General features: G+C 51.9%; 16 protein-coding genes. 7 read left to right on the forward strand and 9 right to left on the reverse strand.

Annotated features, from left to right (window positions below):
- Positions 1-97: 97 nt before the first annotated feature.
- On the reverse strand, positions 98-2,200 hold the full coding sequence (locus HMPREF2865_RS11250) for a TonB-dependent siderophore receptor (RefSeq protein ID WP_070460546.1): 2,103 nt from the start codon (positions 2,198-2,200) through the stop codon (positions 98-100).
- Positions 2,201-2,623: 423 nt separating this feature from the next.
- On the opposite strand from HMPREF2865_RS11250, the gene groES reads away from it, so the two are divergent.
- From groES to groL, 3 genes are read left to right on the forward strand one after another with little or no spacing between them, the layout of a single operon-like run.
- Positions 2,624-2,911, forward strand: a complete 288-nt coding sequence (gene groES / locus HMPREF2865_RS11255) for a co-chaperone GroES (RefSeq protein WP_003684150.1) — start codon at positions 2,624-2,626, stop codon at positions 2,909-2,911.
- Positions 2,912-2,935: 24 nt separating this feature from the next.
- Positions 2,936-3,235 carry a hypothetical protein gene (locus HMPREF2865_RS11260; protein WP_070647251.1) on the forward strand — a complete coding sequence of 100 codons (300 nt, stop codon included), beginning with the start codon at positions 2,936-2,938 and terminating at the stop codon, positions 3,233-3,235.
- 46 nt (positions 3,236-3,281) lie between these two features.
- Positions 3,282-4,916, forward strand: a complete 1,635-nt coding sequence (gene groL / locus HMPREF2865_RS11265) for a chaperonin GroEL (RefSeq protein ID WP_049322649.1) — start codon at positions 3,282-3,284, stop codon at positions 4,914-4,916.
- Positions 4,917-5,218: 302 nt separating this feature from the next.
- Here groL and katA read toward each other — a convergent pair whose 3' ends face one another.
- The 4 genes from katA to accB all read right to left on the reverse strand — a co-directional run bounded on the left by katA (position 5,219) and on the right by accB (position 9,147).
- Positions 5,219-6,733: a catalase KatA gene (gene katA / locus HMPREF2865_RS11270; protein WP_070647252.1), complete on the reverse strand. Its 1,515-nt coding sequence runs from the start codon at positions 6,731-6,733 to the stop codon at positions 5,219-5,221.
- A 304-nt stretch (positions 6,734-7,037) separates the two neighbouring features.
- Positions 7,038-8,399, reverse strand: a complete 1,362-nt coding sequence (accC, locus tag HMPREF2865_RS11275) for an acetyl-CoA carboxylase biotin carboxylase subunit (protein WP_070460540.1) — start codon at positions 8,397-8,399, stop codon at positions 7,038-7,040.
- 29 nt (positions 8,400-8,428) lie between these two features.
- Complete coding sequence (locus HMPREF2865_RS11280; RefSeq protein ID WP_070647253.1) at positions 8,429-8,620, reverse strand: YqaE/Pmp3 family membrane protein; 192 nt, start codon at positions 8,618-8,620, stop codon at positions 8,429-8,431.
- A gap of 71 nt (positions 8,621-8,691) precedes the next feature.
- Positions 8,692-9,147 carry an acetyl-CoA carboxylase biotin carboxyl carrier protein gene (gene accB, locus HMPREF2865_RS11285; RefSeq protein ID WP_070584624.1) on the reverse strand — a complete coding sequence of 152 codons (456 nt, stop codon included), beginning with the start codon at positions 9,145-9,147 and terminating at the stop codon, positions 8,692-8,694.
- 355 nt (positions 9,148-9,502) lie between these two features.
- Between accB and queA the strand changes: the two genes are divergently transcribed.
- Positions 9,503-10,531 carry a tRNA preQ1(34) S-adenosylmethionine ribosyltransferase-isomerase QueA gene (gene queA / locus HMPREF2865_RS11290; protein ID WP_070647254.1) on the forward strand — a complete coding sequence of 343 codons (1,029 nt, stop codon included), beginning with the start codon at positions 9,503-9,505 and terminating at the stop codon, positions 10,529-10,531.
- Positions 10,532-10,709: 178 nt separating this feature from the next.
- On the opposite strand, the gene gyrB is transcribed toward queA, so the two are convergent.
- The 4 genes from gyrB to HMPREF2865_RS11310 form a co-directional block, all read right to left on the reverse strand.
- Entirely contained in the window at positions 10,710-13,100 is a 2,391-nt protein-coding gene (gene gyrB, locus HMPREF2865_RS11295; protein WP_070647255.1) for a DNA topoisomerase (ATP-hydrolyzing) subunit B, read from the reverse strand.
- Between the two features lie 194 nt (positions 13,101-13,294).
- Positions 13,295-14,182, reverse strand: coding sequence for a 50S ribosomal protein L11 methyltransferase (gene prmA / locus HMPREF2865_RS11300; RefSeq protein WP_003684134.1), 888 nt, complete (start codon positions 14,180-14,182; stop codon positions 13,295-13,297).
- Between the two features lie 89 nt (positions 14,183-14,271).
- Positions 14,272-15,081 (reverse strand): 4-hydroxy-tetrahydrodipicolinate reductase, encoded by an 810-nt coding sequence (dapB, locus tag HMPREF2865_RS11305; protein WP_070504004.1) that lies wholly within the window; start codon positions 15,079-15,081, stop codon positions 14,272-14,274.
- A gap of 9 nt (positions 15,082-15,090) precedes the next feature.
- On the reverse strand, positions 15,091-15,486 hold the full coding sequence (locus HMPREF2865_RS11310; RefSeq protein ID WP_003682810.1) for an outer membrane protein assembly factor BamE: 396 nt from the start codon (positions 15,484-15,486) through the stop codon (positions 15,091-15,093).
- Between the two features lie 151 nt (positions 15,487-15,637).
- Between HMPREF2865_RS11310 and fur the strand changes: the two genes are divergently transcribed.
- The 3 genes from fur to dapD all read left to right on the forward strand — a co-directional run bounded on the left by fur (position 15,638) and on the right by dapD (position 18,043).
- Positions 15,638-16,135, forward strand: a complete 498-nt coding sequence (gene fur / locus HMPREF2865_RS11315) for a ferric iron uptake transcriptional regulator (protein WP_003682812.1) — start codon at positions 15,638-15,640, stop codon at positions 16,133-16,135.
- Positions 16,136-16,212: 77 nt separating this feature from the next.
- Positions 16,213-16,959 (forward strand): leucyl/phenylalanyl-tRNA--protein transferase, encoded by a 747-nt coding sequence (gene aat / locus HMPREF2865_RS11320; protein WP_070647257.1) that lies wholly within the window; start codon positions 16,213-16,215, stop codon positions 16,957-16,959.
- A gap of 262 nt (positions 16,960-17,221) precedes the next feature.
- Positions 17,222-18,043, forward strand: coding sequence for a 2,3,4,5-tetrahydropyridine-2,6-dicarboxylate N-succinyltransferase (gene dapD / locus HMPREF2865_RS11325; protein WP_070647256.1), 822 nt, complete (start codon positions 17,222-17,224; stop codon positions 18,041-18,043).
- Positions 18,044-18,361: the final 318 nt, after the last annotated feature.

The following is an 18,361-nucleotide window of genomic DNA, read 5'->3' on the forward strand; positions in this document are numbered from 1 at the left end:
GAAATAAAGTAAATCGAAATGATAACTTGTATCGGATTATAAAGCTAGATGCCGTCTGAAAACTTTTGTTTTCAGACGGCTTTTTCAAGCTGATTGCTTAGAAGCGGTAGTTCACGCCCAAGCGTACATCACGTCCGGTACCTGGTAGGGTATTGGTCCAGCGTTGGCTGTGCGGATAGTAGAACTTGTTAAACACGTTGTTGACTGAAAGATTGACATTGAGCGTGTCTTTGCCCAGTGGTTTCCAGTTGGCGAAGACATCGTTCACACCGAAACCTTGGCGTACAACGTTTTCCAGTTTGCCGTCGCGACCTTTTTGACCTGCCACCAATATCGAACCCACGGCTTTTTGAACATAGCGTCCGCGCCAGCCGATTTCCAGATTCGGATTTTGGAAGCGGTAGGCAAGGGAGGCCGTCCAAGTGCGGCCGGTTTGTGCGCCAAACTCGGGGTTCGCGCTTAACAATTTATCTTTGTGCGTATCGTAAAAACGCGGTTTGCTGTGGCTTACGCCGACTTTGGCAGTCAGGCCGCCTGTACGGTAGGACGCGCCTAATTCGTAACCGTGGTTTTTGACGTAGCCGGCGTTGACGGCTTCACGGATGGCGACAGAGTCGTGGCGGTTTTGCGGATTGGCAAGCGCGTCTTTGATGGTCTGCCAGAAGTAGCTGCCGTTTGCGGCAAACGTGCCGTCGTTGTAGTTGAAGCCGATTTCGGTATTGCGCGCGCGTTCAGCTTTAGTGCCGTCGGCAATCGAGATGATGCCGCGTTTGCCGTGGGTTTGCAGCGCGTCATACAGGCGCGGGCTGCGGCTGGCGTAGTTGTGGCTTACGCTGAAGCTCAAGTTTTCGACAGGTTGGTAAATTACGCCCAGACTCGGGTTGACTTTGCCGTCTGAAACCGATTTGCCGTCATGGGTTTTGATATCGAAATGGTCGTAACGCAGACCGCCGGTCAGGGTAACATCGCCGATATCTTGGATGGCTTCGACATACACGCCGTAATCGGTTTTGGTCGGGTTGGTCAGGCTGTATCCGCGTACCAGACTTTGCAGGGCGGCATTGGTGCTGGTGTATTGCGAATTCAGGAAGGTATGAGGTTTGATTTCCTGATGGCGGTAGTTGACACCGTATTTCAACAGGGTTTTTTCGGCAAGGCGGCTGTCGAAGTTGATATTTGCACCTTTGGTGGTGATTTTGGTTGTGGTCGGACCTGCCACATTGCCTGCGTAACCGCTGCCGCTGTCATCGGCGGAATAGCGTTCGTTTTCCAACACATAGGCGTTGGCGTTCAGTTTTTCGACAAAGCCCAGGTTTTTACCCGTGTACTCCAAGTTGGTGTTGGATTGGGTAGTTTCACGGTATGAGGGTTTCTGCCTGTCTTTTGCAGGGTTGGACTCGAAGATTGTAAACTCTTCACGCACAGTACGGATGCCCCGGTGCTGGTCTTTCATGTGGCTCAACACGATGCGGTGGTCGCCGTCGCCGAAGGTTGTTCCGATTTTGGCCAGGTAGCTGCGTTTGTCCAGTGCGCTGTAAGGTACGGTTTTGCCGCCGTTGGGACTTTTGTAGCCTTTACCTGCTTCGTAATCTTTTTCATCGTTGCGGTTGTAAGAGAATAAGCCGTCGAAGTTGCCGGCTTTTCCGAACACGCTGGCGCCGTAGTTTACGCCGTCATTGCTGGCATAGCCGCTGCTGAGGCGCACGCCCCAGTTTTTGTCCAAACCTTTTAGCAAGTCTTCGGCATCGACTGTTTTAGTAATAATCGCGCCGTTGGTCGCACCAATACCGGCAGATGCCGAGCCCGCGCCTTTCTGTACGGAGACGATTTTGACCAGCGCAGGGTCGATGATGAAACGGCCTTGGTGATACAGTATTTGGCTGTCGGAATAGGCGTTGTCCACCTTGATGTCGACAGAGTTCTGACCCATGCCGCGCAAGGTCATGTGTTGGGATGTGCCGTTACCGCCGCCGAAATCGATGGCAGGTTCTTCTTTTAATAATTCGCGCAAATCGGTTGATGTGCTTTCGTCTTTTTGACGAAGGGTGACGATATTGGTTTTGATTTTGCTGCCTTGGCGGTCACCTTTAACGGTAACGGTATCAAGCACAACATTGTCTTTGGCTTCATTTTCTGCGTGTGCAAAACCGGCTGCCAGTGTCAGTGACAGCAGGCTTAGTCGGAACAGGGGCGTATTCATTGAAAATGTCCTTAATAAAATGACAGTAATAAAAAAATAAAAGCAAATCCAAATCAAAGAGGAATTATCTTTAAAATATGCAATTAAGAATAATCATCATTTATAATAATGCATTAAAAAGGAATAGTTGTAAAGAGTTGTGCTGCATTTGTAAAGAAATTGTGTTGTTTTTAAACGAATTTTGCAGTTTGTATGTCAGGCCGTCTGAAAAATAAGTGATCGGGCATTTTTGCGTATGAAAATATTTGGAAAGACTGCATAGAATTTTTTACTTTTTCCCTTGAATTTGTCGCAAACAACCCAAATCTACCCGCCATTACGGCAGGCTTTCTACTAAGTGTGCCGCTATTTTCAAGCAAACCGTGTCTGTCATGTCCGACAGACAATTGTTTTCAATCTATTTATTTATCGGAGCATTAAGACATGACCATCCGCCCTTTACACGACCGCGTAGTCGTCAAACGCTTAGAAGCTGAAGAAAAAACCGCCTCCGGCATCGTTTTGCCGGGTGCGGCTGCTGAAAAACCCGACATGGGCGAAGTAATCGCCGTGGGTGCGGGCAAAATCGGTAAAGACGGCGAGCGCCGTCCGCTGGATGTCAAAGTCGGCGACAAAGTGATCTTCGGCAAATACAGCGGCCAAACTGTAAAAGCCGACGGCGAAGAGCTGTTGGTAATGCGTGAAGAAGACATCTTCGGTATTGTGGAGTAAACCTGATTTTTGAGGATAAAGTGAATGTTTATTAAAGAAACTTGCAAACAATTTATTGATGCCACAATCAATACTTTTTCAAATCCAACAGGTACTGCAAGGCTGCTATCAGGTGCTGCAACTTTAGCACGAGCTGACAAAGCAGGTGTTACAATTCAGCAAATGAAACAAATTTTTCCTGATTTGCAAAATCAATCAGATGAACAAGTGGCTGGGTTTATTTCCATTTCCCAAGGTTTGATTAATGGTGATATTCATATCCAAAGCACAGCATTTGGTGAAGAACAGCAACAAGAAATGAAATTGCAAGAAGCACAGCTCTAAGAGTTATAGTGCATTGAAAATTAATTATATTTTCTGGAGATAAAATATGGCAGCAAAAGACGTACAGTTCGGTAACGAAGTTCGCCAAAAAATGGTAAACGGTGTCAACGTATTGGCAAACGCCGTACGCGTAACTTTGGGCCCTAAAGGCCGCAACGTGGTACTCGACCGCGCTTTCGGCGGCCCGCACATCACTAAAGACGGTGTGTCTGTTGCAAAAGAAATCGAATTGAAAGACAAATTCGAAAACATGGGCGCGCAAATGGTGAAAGAAGTGGCGTCCAAAACCAACGACGTAGCCGGCGACGGTACCACTACTGCAACCGTATTGGCGCAATCCATCGTTGCCGAAGGCATGAAATACGTGACCGCCGGCATGAACCCGACCGACCTGAAACGCGGTATCGACAAAGCCGTTGCCGCTTTGGTTGACGAGCTGAAAAACATCGCCAAACCTTGCGATACTTCTAAAGAAATCGCTCAAGTCGGCTCGATTTCCGCCAACTCTGACGAACAAGTCGGCGCGATTATCGCCGAAGCGATGGAAAAAGTCGGTAAAGAAGGCGTGATTACCGTTGAAGACGGCAAATCTTTGGAAAACGAATTGGATGTCGTCGAAGGTATGCAGTTCGACCGCGGCTACCTGTCTCCTTACTTCATCAACGATGCTGAAAAACAAATCGCTGCTTTGGACAATCCGTTTGTATTGTTGTTCGACAAAAAAATCAGCAACATCCGCGACTTGTTGCCTGTTTTGGAACAAGTGGCCAAAGCCAGCCGTCCGCTCTTGATTATCGCTGAAGACGTAGAAGGCGAAGCCTTGGCGACTTTGGTGGTGAACAACATCCGCGGCATCCTGAAAACCGTTGCCGTGAAAGCCCCTGGCTTCGGCGACCGCCGCAAAGCCATGTTGCAAGACATCGCTATCCTGACTGGCGGCGTGGTGATTTCCGAAGAAGTCGGCCTGTCTCTGGAAAAAGCGACTTTGGACGACTTGGGTCAAGCCAAACGCATCGAAATCGGTAAAGAAAACACCACCATTATCGACGGTTTCGGCGATGCGGCCCAAATCGAAGCGCGTGTTGCTGAAATCCGCCAACAAATTGAAACCGCAACCAGCGAATACGACAAAGAAAAACTGCAAGAGCGCGTGGCCAAATTGGCCGGCGGTGTGGCAGTGATCAAAGTCGGTGCCGCTACCGAAGTCGAAATGAAAGAGAAAAAAGACCGCGTGGAAGACGCGCTGCACGCTACCCGCGCAGCCGTTGAAGAAGGCGTGGTTGCCGGCGGTGGTGTCGCCCTGTTGCGCGCCCGTGCTGCTTTGGAAAACCTGCATACCGGCAATGCCGACCAAGACGCAGGCGTACAAATCGTATTGCGCGCCGTTGAGTCTCCTCTGCGTCAAATTGTTGCCAACGCAGGCGGCGAACCTAGCGTGGTTGTGAACAAAGTGTTGGAAGGTAAAGGCAACTACGGTTACAACGCAGGCTCCGGCGAATACGGCGACATGATCGAAATGGGCGTACTCGACCCTGCCAAAGTAACCCGTTCCGCGCTGCAACACGCCGCATCTATCGCCGGCCTGATGCTGACCACAGACTGCATGATCGCTGAAATCCCTGAAGAAAAACCTGCTATGCCTGATATGGGCGGCATGGGTGGTATGGGCGGCATGATGTAAGGCCGTCTGAAACCTTCAGACAAAAAGCAAAACCGCACGGCAAGCAGCTGTGCGGTTTTTTATTTGTCAGTAGAAGCATGAGATGGTGAGGGGCATGCCATGATTTACTGAGAAATAAGGGCAGCCAGTTCCATTGAATCTGAAGCAATCAAATAAACTTCATCATAAAAAAGGCCGTCTGAAACTTTATTTTGTATTTCAGACGGCCTGCTTAATGATCTAAACCGTTACTTTTTGTTTGAACGGCTGTATCGGACAGCTTGAGATAAGAGTTCTTCAATTTCTATCCACATAATGCCTCCTTACAGTAAACCAGGTTGACCTAAAGCCGGGTCGTTGGCTCGTGCCGCTTGGGCATCTTCGACAGTCAGTCCAAGGGCTTTGGCTACGCCTTCGCCGTATGCCGGATCGCAACGGTAGCAGTTGCGGATATGGCGGTATTTGATGAAGTCAGGCGCATCGCCCATGGCCGCGGCGGTGTTGTTAAACAAAGCCTGTTTCTGTGCGTCGTTCATCAGGTTAAACAAGGCGCGCGGTTGGCTGAAATAGTCGTCATCGTCTTGGCGGTAGTCCCAGTGCGCCGCGTCGCCGTTGATTTTCAAAGGCGGTTCGGCGAAGTCGGGTTGTTGCTGCCATTGGCCGAAGCTGTTGGGTTCGTAGTGCGGCAGGCTGCCGTAGTTGCCGTCGGCACGGCCTTGTCCATCGCGCTGGTTGCTGTGAACAGGGCAACGTGGGCGGTTGACAGGGATTTGGCGGAAGTTTACGCCCAAGCGGTAGCGCTGCGCATCAGCGTAATTGAACAAACGCGCTTGCAGCATTTTGTCGGGGCTGGCGCCGATACCGGGAACGAGGTTGCTCGGTGCGAAGGCGGATTGTTCCACATCGGCGAAGAAGTTTTCGGGATTGCGGTTTAACTCAAATTCGCCCACTTCAATCAGCGGATAGTCTTTTTTCGGCCAAACTTTGGTTAAGTCAAACGGATGATAAGGCACTTTTTCCGCATCGGCTTCAGGCATGACTTGGATGTACATCGTCCATTTTGGAAACTCGCCGCGCTCGATGGCTTCGTACAGATCGCGCTGGTGGCTTTCGCGGTCGTCGGCGATGATTTTTGCGGCTTCTTCGTTGGTCAGGTTTTTAATCCCTTGCTGGCTGCGGAAATGGAATTTCACCCAAAAACGCTCGCCCGCTTCGTTCCAGAAGCTGTAAGTATGCGAACCAAAGCCGTGCATATGGCGGTAGCTGGCGGGGATGCCGCGGTCGCTCATGACGATGGTGACTTGGTGCAGGGCTTCGGGCAGCAGCGTCCAGAAGTCCCAGTTGTTTGTGGCGGAACGCATATTGGTGCGCGGGTCGCGTTTGACGGCTTTGTTCAGGTCGGGGAATTTACGCGGGTCGCGCAGGAAGAACACGGGCGTGTTGTTGCCGACCATATCCCAGTTGCCTTCTTCGGTATAAAACTTCAATGCAAAGCCACGGATGTCGCGTTCCGCATCTGCTGCGCCGCGCTCGCCTGCCACGGTGGTGAAACGGGCGAACATCTCGGTTTTCTTACCGACTTCGCTGAAGATTTTGGCGCGGGTGTATTTTGTGATGTCGTGTGTTACGGTAAACGTACCGAACGCGCCTGAACCTTTGGCGTGCATACGGCGTTCGGGGATGACTTCGCGCACGAAGTCGGCAAGTTTTTCATTCAGCCATAAGTCTTGCGCCAACAACGGACCGCGCGGACCTGCGGTCAGGCTGTTTTGGTTGTCGGTAACGGGCGCGCCGTTGTTCATGGTCAGGTGGGTAACAGGGCATTTAGAGGTAGTCATGATGGTTTCCTTTGCAAAATGGTCAGTGGTTTATAAAACGATTTGCCGGAAGGCATATTCGTAGCCGGTTTCTTGATTCTCATAAATTTCTTGTATCGACATTTGTTTTTCCTTTTACTTAAGCTATGAAAACAACTATACAGAAAGGTTTTAACTATTGGAACTATGAAACCGATTTAGAATAGATATAATAAATCAATTATTAAATATCATTAGTTTTAATAAATAATTTAATTGTGAAAAAAGGCCGTCTGAAACTTTATTTTGTGTTTCAGACGGCCTTATTTTTAGTCAAAACAAGGGATTATTTATCCAGTTTGGCTTTGCGTTCTTCCAACCAATGTTCCAAGTAGTGGATGCTGACGCCACCTTTTTGGAAGCCTGGGTCGCTGAACAAGTCGCGGTGCAGCGGCGTATTGGTTTTGATGCCGGTAATCGCCAGCTCGGCAAGGGCTACGCGCATTTTTGCCATGGCTTGGTCGCGGTCTTTACCGACGACGCAGATTTTGCCGATCAGGCTGTCGTAGTAAGGAGGAATGCGGTAGCCTTGGTAGATGTGGCTGTCGACGCGGATGCCAAAGCCGCCGGGCAGGTGGCAGCTTTCAATCAGACCTGGGCTTGGAATGAAGTTGTACGGGTCTTCGGCGTTGATACGGCACTCAAACGCGTGGCCTTCGACTTGAATGTCTTCCTGTTTGTATTGCAAAGGCAGGCCGGATGCGATGCGTAATTGCTCTTGGACGATGTCTACGCCGGTGATGAGCTCGGTAACCGGATGCTCAACCTGAACGCGTGTGTTCATCTCGATAAAGAAGAATTCGCCGTCTTCGTACAGGAATTCAAACGTACCTGCGCCGCGATAGCCGATGCGTTTGCAAGCGTCGGCACAGGCTTTGCCGATTTTGGCGCGTTCTTCTTCAGTGATGAACGGAGCCGGTGCTTCCTCGATGACTTTTTGGTGGCGGCGCTGCATGGAGCAGTCGCGCTCGGCGAGGTAGATGGCGTTGCCGTGTTCGTCGGCAATCACTTGGATTTCGACGTGGCGCGGACGTTGCAGATAGCGTTCCATGTAAACCATCGGGTTGCCGAATGCCGCGCCTGCTTCGGCTTTGGTCATTTCGACAGACTGGAGGAGGTCTTCTTTTTTCTCGACGACGCGCATACCGCGACCGCCGCCACCGCCGGATGCTTTGATAATGACGGGATAACCGACTTTATCGGCAATTTTGAGGATTTCTTCGCCGTCGTCCGGCAATGCGCCTTCAGAGCCGGGAACGCAAGGCACGCCGGCTTCGATCATGGCGTGTTTAGCGGATACTTTGTCGCCCATCAGACGGATGGTGTCGGCTTTAGGGCCGATGAAGACAAAGCCGGATTGTTCGACTTGTTCGGCAAAGTTGGCGTTTTCGGCGAGGAAGCCGTAGCCCGGGTGGATGCCGTCGGCTTCGGTGACTTCGGCAGCAGCAATGAGGGCGGGAATGTTGAGGTAGCTTTGTGCAGATGCGGCAGGGCCGATGCACACGGATTCGTCGGCGAGTTTGACGTGCAGGCTGTCTTTGTCGGCTTCGGAATGGACGGCGACGGTGGCGATGCCCATTTCACGGCAGGCACGCAGGACGCGCAGGGCGATTTCGCCCCGGTTGGCGATCAATACTTTTTTCAGCATGATAATCTTTCCGGATGGTTCAGACGGCCTCAGCGGCCGCCTAATGCGTTGCGGATTTTCTGGTCGGTTTTGTATTGTCTCAAAGCGTAAACCGACCACATGGCTGCCGGTATCCAGCCAACCAGCGTACACTGCAGAATCAGACAGATGATGCCTGCAAACGGACGGCCGATGGTGAAAAACTGCAACCAAGGCAAGAAAATAGCCAAAATCAGACGCATGGTTTGTCCTTAATGAACAGAAAAAGGAATTTCAGACGGCCTTGAAGATAAAGGCCGTCTGAAAAAGCGGATTATTCAATGATGAAGAGCGGCTCGCCGTATTCGACCGGAGTACCGTTTTCAACCAGAATTTCTTTAACGACACCGGATTTCTCGGCTTCGATTTCATTCATCAGCTTCATGGCTTCGATAATGCACAAAGTATCGCCGGCTTTTACTTGTTTACCTACTTCAACGAAAGCTGCGGCGTTCGGGCCGGGAGCGCGATAGAACGTACCTACCATAGGCGATTTTTGCGCGTTGGACAAATCGCGAGCGGCAGGGGCGGCGGCCGGAGCGGCTGCGGCCGGAGCAGCAGGGGCGGCAACCGGAGCGGCTGCGGCAGGTGCCGGAGCAGCATAAATAGGCGCTGCGGCGGCAGTGGTACGCGTAATGCGGACTTTTTCTTCGCCTTCGGTAACTTCAATTTCTGCAATGCCTGATTCTTCGACCAAATCAATCAGTTTTTTTAATTTACGCAAATCCATTGCTTTTCCTTTTTAGCGCGGCATAAAGTGCATATTGGGTATGCGCCGCTGTGGTTTTAGATGATTTCCTGAGACGTCGGAAGGTAGGTTTGCCATCCGGCGTTTAAATAATGTCGGAACAGGGCGGAGCCTGAGAAATGAATCTGGTTATTTTCCCGAACTTGTCGGTAAATGTCCAGTAAAAGATAGAAAAAAGGCGTTTTTCGGCGAAAAAAGAAAGGAACGCTGATTTTCGTTAAAAAGTGATTTTTTCAAGAGCGTTTATTCTAATTTATTGGTTTTTCGACAAAACATGCCGTCTGAAAACCAACTTTGCGCGTATAATGGCGCCTGTTTTTTTAAAGTATGCACGACAATGGATATTTCCGATTTTGATTTTGAATTGCCCGAAAAACTGATTGCTCAGCATCCTCCGGAAGTGCGCGGCAGTAGCAGGCTTCTGGTTGCCTTGCCTACATTGCCGATTGAAGACAAACATTTCGGCGATTTACCCGATTATGTCGCTCCGGGCGATGTGCTGGTGTTTAACAATACCAAAGTGATGAAGGCACGCCTGTTCGGTCAAAAAGCCAGTGGGGGCAAAATCGAAGCCCTGATTGAGCGGGTATTGGACGCGCATACCGCATTGGCGCATATCCGCTCGTCCAAATCGCCGAAACCGGGTACAGAATTGATTTTTGAAGGCGATATCCGTGCCGTCATGATGGAGCGCGCGGAAGAATTGTTTTGCCTGAAATTTAAAGGCGAGCAAACCGTTTACGAACTTTTAGAGCAAAACGGCCATCTGCCCTTGCCGCCTTATATCGAACGCGCGGCCGATGATGAAGACGACAGCCGCTATCAGACCGTGTACGCCAAGTATCAAGGCGCAGTGGCCGCACCGACGGCAGGTTTGCACTTTACCGATGAGTTATTGGGCCGTCTGAAAGCCAAAGGCGTAGAAACCGCGGAAGTAACCCTGCACGTCGGTGCAGGCACATTCCAACCCGTGCGCGTCGATAAAATTGAAGAACATAAAATGCACAGCGAGTGGTTTGACGTACCGGCCGAGACCGTTGCCGCCGTTGAGGCCGCCAAAGCGCGCGGCAATAAGGTGTGGGCAGTGGGTACAACCTCCATGCGCGCCTTGGAGTCCGCCGCACGCGAAACAGGCCGTCTGAAAGCCGGACGCGGCGATACCGATATTTTCATTACGCCGGGCTACCGCTTCAATGTTGCCGACCGCTTGATTACCAACTTCCACCTGCCCAAATCAACCTTGCTGATGCTTGTCAGCGCGTTTTCGGGTATGGAGCATATCCGCAGCGTTTACCGTCATGCGGTGGAACAGGAATACCGCTTTTTCAGCTATGGCGATGCGATGATTTTGGGAAAAGCGGAATAAATTGGAAGCAGATTGGAGCGTTTCAAACAGGGTATTTGGGTTGTCCCGAATCTGAATCAGTTGGAACGCTCTATTAAAACACGCGAAGTTGTTGGGATTTGAGTTGTAAGAAATAAAGTACAAAAACAAAAAAGGCCGTCTGAAAATGGTTTTCAGACGGCCTTTTATATCCCCATGCTTAGGCGTCGATGTTTTGTGCCAGCAGGGCGTTGTTTTCGATGAAGGCACGGCGCGGTTCGACTTCGTCGCCCATGAGGGTGACGAACACTTCGTCGGCGGCGATGGCGTCTTCGATGCGGACTTTCAGGAGGCGGCGGACGGTAGGATCCATCGTGGTTTCCCAAAGCTGTTCCGGATTCATCTCGCCCAAGCCTTTGTATCGTTGGATGGACATGCCTTTTTGGGCAACGCTCATCAAGATGTCCAAAGCGCCTTCAAAGCTGTCGATGTCGTACTCGTTGTCGCCTTTGTAGAGCTTCGCCCCTTTGCCGACCATGCCTTTGAGTGCGGCGGCGGTTTGGGTAAGGGTTTGGTAGGCTTTGCTGTTGAGGAACTTAGGCTCGAGGTAGCTCACCATCACATTGCCGTGCAGCTTGCGTGTGATTTTGATGAACTGGTGTCCTTCGTGGCCTTCGATGCGTTCAAGTGCGACTTCTTTTTCGTCCAAGAGGCCGCTCAATTCGGCAACGGCGCGGTCTGCGCTTTCTGCTGTACTGAGGTCGACCGGCGAAGCGTGCAGCATGGCGTGCAGGACGAGTTCGTCAATGATGCGGCTTTCTTGCTCGATAACGGTTTTGGCCAACAGGAATTGTTTGGCGGTATTGGCAAGCTCTTCGCCTTCGATGGTGCGGCCGTCTGAAACGATTTTGGCTTTTTCCAAGGCCAAGCCGAGCAGCCATTGGTCTTTTTCCAATTCGTCTTTGAGATAGCGCTCTTGTTTGCCGTATTTGGCTTTGTACAAAGGCGGCTGGGCGATGTAGATGTAGCCGCGTTCGACCAGCTCGGGCATTTGGCGGTAGAAGAAGGTCAGGAGCAGGGTGCGGATGTGCGCGCCGTCCACGTCGGCATCGGTCATGATGATGATGCGGTGGTAGCGCAGTTTTTCGGCATTGAATTCTTCTTTGCCGATGCCCGCGCCCAAAGCGGTAATCAGCGTGGCGACTTCTTGGCTGGCCAGCATTTTTTCAAAACGTGCTTTCTCAACGTTCAAAATTTTACCTTTGAGCGGCAAAATCGCTTGGAATTTGCGGTCGCGGCCTTGCATGGCGGAACCGCCTGCGGAGTCGCCCTCGACGAGGTAGAGTTCGGACAGGGCAGGGTCTTTTTCTTGGCAGTCGGCAAGTTTGCCCGGCAGGCCCAAACCGTCCATCACACCTTTGCGGCGGGTAATTTCGCGTGCTTTGCGGGCGGCTTCGCGCGCGCGCGCGGCATCGACGATTTTGCTGGTGATGATTTTGGCTTCGGTCGGGTTTTCTTCAAGGAAGTCGGTCAAGGCTTGGTTGATGACTTCGTTGACAACGGGGCCGATTTCGCTGGAAACCAGTTTGTCTTTAGTTTGCGATGAGAATTTCGGGTCGGGCAGTTTGACGGACAAAACGCAGGTCAGGCCTTCACGCATATCGTCGCCGGCGGTTTCCACTTTGGCTTTTTTGGCCACTTCGTTGGCTTCGATATAGTTGTTGATGGTGCGGGTCATCACTTGGCGCAGCGCGGTCAAGTGCGTACCGCCATCGCGTTGCGGAATGTTGTTGGTAAAACATTGCACGCTTTCTTGGTAGCTGTCGTTCCATTGCATCGCGCATTCGACGCTCATGCCGTCTTTTTCGCCGAACGCGTAGAAGATTTTTTCGTGCAACGGCGTTTTTTTGCGGTTCATGTATTGCACGAAGCCGGCCACGCCGCCGGAGAGGGCGAAGCTTTCGTGTTTGCCGTCGCGTTCGTCGGTCAATTCAATGTCCACGCCGTTGTTCAGGAACGAAAGTTCGCGGATGCGTTTGGCGAGGATGTCGAAGCTGTATTCGACATTGCCGAAGGTTTCGCTACTGGCGAGGAAGCGTACGGTTGTGCCTTTTTTGTCGGAATCGCCGACAACCTTCAACGGCTCTTCGGTTTCGCCGCGTACGAAGCGGACGAAGTGTTCTTTGCCGTCGCGGTAGATGGTCAGCGTTACCCAGTCGGACAGCGCGTTGACGACGGACACGCCCACGCCGTGCAGGCCGCCGGAGATTTTGTAGCTGTTGTTGTCGAACTTGCCGCCCGCGTGCAATACGGTCATGATGACTTCGGCGGCAGAGCGTCCTTCTTTCGGGTGGATGCCGGTCGGCATACCGCGCCCGTTGTCGGCCACGCTGACGGAATTGTCGGCATGGATGGTTACGGTGATTTTGTCGCAATGTCCGGCGAGCGCTTCGTCAATGGCGTTGTCGAGCACCTCGAACACCATGTGGTGCAGGCCGCTGCCGTCCTGCGTGTCGCCGATATACATACCGGGGCGTTTGCGTACCGCTTCCAAGCCTTCCAGCACTTGTATGCTGTCGGCGCCGTATTCTTCGTGTTTTTGGTCAGTCATGGTCTTTTCTTGCTGAATTTCAAGGAATTTTTCCGTGCGCGCAATGAAATGTCAAACGGGCGCGGCGGATGTGTTCCGAAAGGTCAAAATAATAGGCAATTATACCTGATTTTGCTGGAATATTCAGCGTTTTAAGTGCAAAAAGGCCGTCTGAAAGATTAAATTTCAGACGGCCTTTGTATCGGAAAACGGGTTTAGCGTTTGACGCCGCTCAATCGCGCCCAGCCTTCTTCGATTTCGGCTGGCTCGATGTCAAACCATTGGCTGTAAATGCCGCTGAGTTCTTCGACTTGTTCGTCCAAAAGGCCGGATAAAACAATGCGGCCGCCTTGTTTGGTGCGCGCGGCAAGCATTTCGCCGAGCATACGCAACGGGTTTGCCAGAATGTTGGCGACAACGACATCAAACTGGCCTTGCGGCAAGCCGTCCGGCAGGTAGAACTGCGCGTCGACGTTGTTTTGCGCGGCATTGTCTTTGCTGGCGCGGATGGCTTGTTCGTCAATATCTACACCGATGGCGGAGCCTGCGCCGAGTTTGAGGGCGGCAATGGCCAAAATGCCTGAGCCGCAGCCGTAGTCCAATACGCTTTCGCCGCCTTTGAGCTGTGTGTCGAGCCATTTGAGGCAGAGGCGGGTGGTCGGGTGGCTGCCTGTGCCGAAGGCAAGACCCGGGTCGAGTTGCAGGTTGACGGCGTTGCCGTTGGGCGCTTCGTGCCAAGACGGGGTAATCCACAAGCGGTCGGAAATTTGAATCGGGTCGAATTGCGCTTGGGTCAGGCGTACCCAGTCTTGATCTTCAAGGATTTCGCCGGTGTATTTCAAATCGTTCAAACCGCATTCCTGCGCGGCGGCTTCGATAATGGAAGCGGCGTCGTCGCTTTCGCCGAAAAGGGCGATGACTTTGCTTTGTTGCCAGATTTGTTCGGTCGGCATGCCCGGCTCGCCGAAAATGGCCTGCTCGTTTTCTGTACCGGCGTAGGCATCTTCAATGGCGGCGGACAATGCGCCGTGTTCCATCAGCGCGTCGGCAAGGCGTTCGGCGACGGCATCGTTGACGTTGATGGTGATTTGTTGATAGGACATGGTGGGGCTTTCTTTTTAATAAGGCCGTCTGAAAATCGACGTTGTGCTTTCAGACGGCCTTGTAAGGTATGAAACCTGATGATGTGGGTTTATCGGTTTTTCAAACCCAGTACGTCTTGCATATCGTACAGCCCTTTTTTGCCGTTTGCCCAAACTGCGGCGCGTACGGCACCGGCGGCAAAGGTCATGCGGCTGCTGGCTTTGTGGGTGATTTCCACGCGCTCGCCGTCGGTGGCGAAGAGGGCGGTGTGGTCGCCGACGATGTCGCCTGCGCGGACGGTGGCAAAACCGATGGTGGATGGATCGCGCGGGCCGGTATGGCCTTCACGGCCGTAAACGGCGCATTCTTTGAGGTCGCGGCCGAGTGCGTCGGCAATGACTTCACCCATGCGCAACGCAGTGCCGCTTGGGGCATCGACTTTGTGGCGGTGGTGGCCTTCGATGATTTCGATGTCGTAGCCTTCGTTTAACACGCGGGCGACGGTGTCGAGGATATGGAAGGTCAGGTTGACGCCGACGCTGAAGTTGGCGGCGAAGACAACGCCTGTTTTCTCGCCTGCAGCTTGGATGGCAGCTTTGCCTGCGTCGTCAAAACCTGTCGTGCCGATGATGATGTTGACGCCTTTTTCCACGCATTTTTGCAGGTGTTTCAGGGTTGGCTCGGGGCGGGTAAAGTCGATAAGGACATCGCTTTGAGCCAGTACGGCATCCACGTCGTCTGAAATGGCAACGCCGGTTTTGAGGCCGGAGGCGAAGCCTGCATCCAAACCCAATACTTCCGAACCGGAATGTTCCAGTGCGCCGGAGAGGACGGCATCGGGATGGTTGTTGACGGCTTCAACCAAGACGCGGCCCATGCGGCCGTTGACGCCAGCAATGGCGATTTTCAATGCGCTCATGAGGCTTCCTTATTGCGGCTTGGTTTCGGTGGTCGGAACGACGTTTTGTCCGGCCTGAACCGCTTCGATGGATTTTTGAATGGCATCGCCTTCGGCGCGTGCGAGGACGTCGTTTTCAAAGTACAGGGTCAGGTTGCTTTGTTCTTTGATGATGCCGTTGCGGCTGGTGTTGAAAGTGTAATCCCAGCGGTCGGCATGGAAGGCGTCGCGCAGGAGCGGCGTACCGAGCAGCAGTTGGACTTGGTCGCGGGTCATACCTTGGCGCAGGGAAACCACGGCGCGGGGATTGAGCTCGTTACCTTGAATGATTTTGAGTTTGTAGGATGGAAAGTTGGATACGCGCTCGGCACTGCATGAGGCCAGACCTAAAATAGCGGCGATGGCAAGGCATAAGGCTTTATTCACGGGCTTACCTTTCTGTGTCATTTCGGGAAAGATGTTTATCATCGCTTGAATATTTTTAAAAAGCAAACGATAATCATCTTCTTAATTTTTCTTTTCGCCGATTTTCAATTGTAAGACCGGCGGCAGATTGCCGCCCTTTAACGGCCCAATAGTGGGCAAACGGGCGGAAAGTGCGTATTATAACGGTTATTACCTTACAGGGATATTGAATATTATGGAAAAATTCAGCAACATTGCGCAATTGAAAGACAGCGGTTTGAAAGTTACGGGTCCGCGTTTGAAAATTTTGGACTTGTTCGAGACTCATGCCGAGGAGCATTTGAGTGCGGAAGATGTGTACCGTATCCTGTTGGAAGAGGGCGTGGAAATCGGCGTGGCGACGATTTACCGTGTGTTGACCCAGTTTGAACAGGCCGGCATTTTGCAACGCCATCATTTTGAAACCGGCAAAGCGGTTTACGAATTGGACAAAGGCGATCACCACGACCACATCGTCTGCGTGAAATGCGGCGAAGTAACCGAATTCCACAATCCGGAAATCGAAGCGCTGCAAGACAAAATTGCCGAAGAAAACGGCTACCGCATCGTCGATCACGCGCTGTATATGTACGGCGTATGCGGCGAATGCCAAACCAAAACCAAACGTTAAGCAGTTTGTATGTTGATTTTTCAGACGGCCTTGGGCATTTTCAGCTTGAGGCCGTCTGAAACTTTATGGGCTTTACGATGAGGATTCCTTTACTTGCGCCACGGGATTATCGTTTTCCCGACCCGTCTTACGCTTTGGCCGAATGTGACGGCTTGGTCGGCGTCAGCGGCGATTTGGATACTGGGCGGCTGCTGTCGGCGTATGGGCAGGGGATTTTTCCGTGGTTTAGCCGCGACGGTTGGTTTTTCTGGTATGCGGTTGCGCCGCGAGCCGTGATTGTGCCGGAAAGCCTGCATATCGGCCGTTCGCTCGCCAAAACTTTGCGTCACAAGCCGTATCGGGTAACGGTCAACCGCTGTTTTGAAAAAGTAATTGCCCATTGCGCCAGTGTGCCGCGTCCGGAACAGGACGGAACGTGGATAGAACCTGCGTTTCAGACGGCCTATTTGAAGCTGCACCATCAGGAGCATGCGCATTCGTTTGAATGTTGGCTGCCGGATGAGCAAGGCGAAATGCAGTTGGCAGGCGGATTTTACGGCGTGCAAATCGGCTGTGTGTTTTATGGCGAGTCGATGTTTGCCTTGCGTCCCGATGCGTCCAAGATTGCGTTTGCCTGCGCCGTCCCGTTTTTGGCGGATTTGGGCGTTGCGCTGATAGACTGTCAGCAGGATACCGAACATATGCGCCGTTTCGGTTCGCAGTTGATGGATTTTGCCGACTTTCAGACGGCCTTGAAAGATTTGAACGCGAAACCGTTAAAGCGGGATATCGAATGCGGCGTGGTGGCTGAAAATCTTCTGCAAAAGATTGGCGGCGAAGATTGATTTATCGGCACGGCGTGTCGGCAGAATTGACAGTTTGCATATTGCGGCTGGGAAACCGGTTGGAAAATAAATGTCATTCCATTCACTCGAACAGGTCGTCTGAAAATCTTGGCTTAGCCGAAATTCGGCCGTGTAACGCTTGGCGCTAATCATGTTAATAGCTGACGAAATCGCTTTTACATGGCAAAATAACGAGTTAAATATTTGTAATAGGGTGGTCTGAATAGGTTTCAGACGGCCCTGATCTCTTGAAGGAATCAACATGTCTTTGCAAAACATCATTGAAACGGCTTTTGAAAACCGTGCCGAAATCAATCCGAATACCGTTACCCCGGAAGTGCGTGAAGCGGTTTTGGAAACCATCCGCCAACTCGACTCCGGCAAACTGCGCGTTGCCGAGCGTTTGGGTGTGGGCGAATGGAAAGTCAACGAATGGGCGAAAAAAGCCGTATTGCTGTCTTTCCGCATTCAGGACAATGAAATCCTCAACGACGGTGTGAACAAATACTTCGACAAAGTGCCGACTAAATTTGCCGATTGGTCTGAAGACGAATTCCGCAGCGCAGGCTTCCGCGCAGTTCCGGGTGCGGTTGCCCGCCGCGGCAGCTTTGTGGCGAAAAATGTCGTGTTGATGCCTTCTTATGTCAACATCGGCGCATACGTTGACGAAGGTGCGATGGTCGATACTTGGGCGACCGTCGGCTCTTGCGCGCAAATCGGTAAAAACGTGCACTTGAGCGGCGGTGTCGGCATCGGCGGAGTCCTCGAGCCTCTGCAAGCCAGCCCTACCATTATTGAAGACAACTGCTTTATTGGTGCGCGTTCTGAAATCGTTGAGGGCGTGATTGTCGAAGAAGGCAGCGTGATTTCTATGGGCGTATTCATCGGTCAATCCACCAAAATCCTTGACCGTACGACCGGCGAAATCTATCAAGGCCGCGTACCGGTTGGTTCGGTTGTCGTATCTGGCAGCATGCCTTCCAAAGACGGCAGCCACAGCCTCTACTGCGCGGTTATCGTCAAACGCGTGGACGCACAAACCCGTGCGAAAACCAGCGTAAACGAATTGTTGCGCGGTATCTAATCGGATAACGATGACACCGACTGACGGGGGTGGCAAAGCCTGCTTTACGGTCGGGTTTGAACAAAAAACAGGCAGAATGTTCTGCCTGAGACCTTTGCAAAATTCCTTTCCCCCAACAGCCGAAACCTAAACACAGGTTTTCGGCTGTTTTTGTTTCGAATATCCACTGATTCTACTCAAATACTCCCCTTAATCCCCCTTGGATACCCGATAATCAGGCATCCGGCCGCCTTTTAGGCGCAAACAGGCACACTTAGCCTGTTAGCCGCCTTCAACAGGTTTAGACACATCGCCTTCAGATGGCTTTGCGCACTCACT

The sequence above is a fragment of the Neisseria sp. HMSC073G10 genome, assembly GCF_001812605.1.
In the GTDB taxonomy this organism is placed as follows: Bacteria; Pseudomonadota; Gammaproteobacteria; order Burkholderiales; family Neisseriaceae; genus Neisseria; species Neisseria subflava_A.

Bases quoted from the DNA above. Each gene is read 5' to 3' on its own strand.
- accC (WP_070460540.1), bottom strand. From the start codon at position 8,399: ATGCTGAAAAAAGTATTGATCGCCAACCGGGGCGAAATCGCCCTGCGC.
- HMPREF2865_RS11250 (WP_070460546.1), bottom strand. From the start codon at position 2,200: ATGAATACGCCCCTGTTCCGACTAAGCCTGCTGTCACTGACACTGGCA.
- HMPREF2865_RS11260 (WP_070647251.1), top strand. From the start codon at position 2,936: ATGTTTATTAAAGAAACTTGCAAACAATTTATTGATGCCACAATCAAT.
- aat (WP_070647257.1), top strand. From the start codon at position 16,213: ATGAGGATTCCTTTACTTGCGCCACGGGATTATCGTTTTCCCGACCCG.
- HMPREF2865_RS11280 (WP_070647253.1), bottom strand. From the start codon at position 8,620: ATGCGTCTGATTTTGGCTATTTTCTTGCCTTGGTTGCAGTTTTTCACC.
- groL (WP_049322649.1), top strand. From the start codon at position 3,282: ATGGCAGCAAAAGACGTACAGTTCGGTAACGAAGTTCGCCAAAAAATG.
- prmA (WP_003684134.1), bottom strand. From the start codon at position 14,182: ATGTCCTATCAACAAATCACCATCAACGTCAACGATGCCGTCGCCGAA.
- gyrB (WP_070647255.1), bottom strand. From the start codon at position 13,100: ATGACTGACCAAAAACACGAAGAATACGGCGCCGACAGCATACAAGTG.
- queA (WP_070647254.1), top strand. From the start codon at position 9,503: ATGGATATTTCCGATTTTGATTTTGAATTGCCCGAAAAACTGATTGCT.
- accB (WP_070584624.1), bottom strand. From the start codon at position 9,147: ATGGATTTGCGTAAATTAAAAAAACTGATTGATTTGGTCGAAGAATCA.
- dapD (WP_070647256.1), top strand. From the start codon at position 17,222: ATGTCTTTGCAAAACATCATTGAAACGGCTTTTGAAAACCGTGCCGAA.
- dapB (WP_070504004.1), bottom strand. From the start codon at position 15,081: ATGAGCGCATTGAAAATCGCCATTGCTGGCGTCAACGGCCGCATGGGC.
- katA (WP_070647252.1), bottom strand. From the start codon at position 6,733: ATGACTACCTCTAAATGCCCTGTTACCCACCTGACCATGAACAACGGC.
- groES (WP_003684150.1), top strand. From the start codon at position 2,624: ATGACCATCCGCCCTTTACACGACCGCGTAGTCGTCAAACGCTTAGAA.